Source organism: Streptomyces albospinus, assembly GCF_014648695.1.
GTDB lineage: Bacteria > Actinomycetota > Actinomycetes > Streptomycetales > Streptomycetaceae > Streptomyces > Streptomyces albospinus.
Genome location: NZ_BMRP01000144.1, coordinates 1 through 927, shown reverse-complemented (window position 1 = coordinate 927; position 927 = coordinate 1). Strand labels below are relative to the sequence as shown.

Here is a 927-nt window from a genome sequence, read left to right as displayed (position 1 = left end):
TCGCTCGCAACACCGGCTGGGTCAGCGTCGGGACCGACCACGACACGGGCGAGTTCGCGGTGGAATCCATCCGCCGCTGGTGGCAGCAGCGCGGACAGAAGGACCACCCGGACGCCGGCAGGCTGCTGATCACCGCCGACTGCGGTGGTTCCAACGACCCCCGCCGCTGGACATGGAAGAAGCACCTCGCCGCCTTCGCCCTGGAAAGCGGCCTGGAGATCACGGTCTGCCACTTCCCACCCGGCACATCGAAATGGAACAAGATCGAACACCGGATGTTCTGCCACATCACCGCGAACTGGCGCGGCAGGCCCCTGACCAGCTACCAGGTAGTCATCGAGACCATCGCCGCCACGACCACTCGCACCGGGCTCAGAATCGGAGCCGAACTCGACACCGGCCGATATGACCTGGGCACCACAGTCCCACCCGCCGAGTTCCATGCCCTGCCAATCACACCCCACGCCTTCCACGGCGACTGGAACTACACCCTGGCACCGGTCGCACCCCGGCACCCCGAGCCGGCACCGAGCCGACAACAGATCGATCCCGCCCTGACCGCGATGCTCACCAACCCGGCCCTGACCGGCATGTCACGCGCCGCCTTCGACCACCTGGTCGCCATCTCGGAACCGTACTGGGAGGCCCTGGCCGAGGCGGCATTCCAACGACGCTTCCACCGCCCACGCAGCTACCTCCACCCGCAGACCAGCAGTCTCGACCACTACCACCGCCTACTGACTGCCTTGTTACGCCGCCGCAGGGCTGTCACCAGCACACTTCTCGCCCAGCTCCTGAATGTCGGCCGCACCAACCTGTCCAACCAGTTCCAAGACGGCCACCGTCTCCTGGACCTGCACCGCGTCGCGGTCACTCCGCTACCCGGAACCCCGGCCCGCACCCTCGCCCAACTACAAGCCCGCCTAC

Annotated in this window: 1 pseudogene; it reads left to right on the top strand. The window is 67.0% G+C overall.

Annotation, left to right across the window (positions count from 1 at the left end):
- A pseudogene (locus IEZ17_RS41680) lies at positions 1-927 on the top strand (ISAzo13 family transposase); the annotation flags it as partial.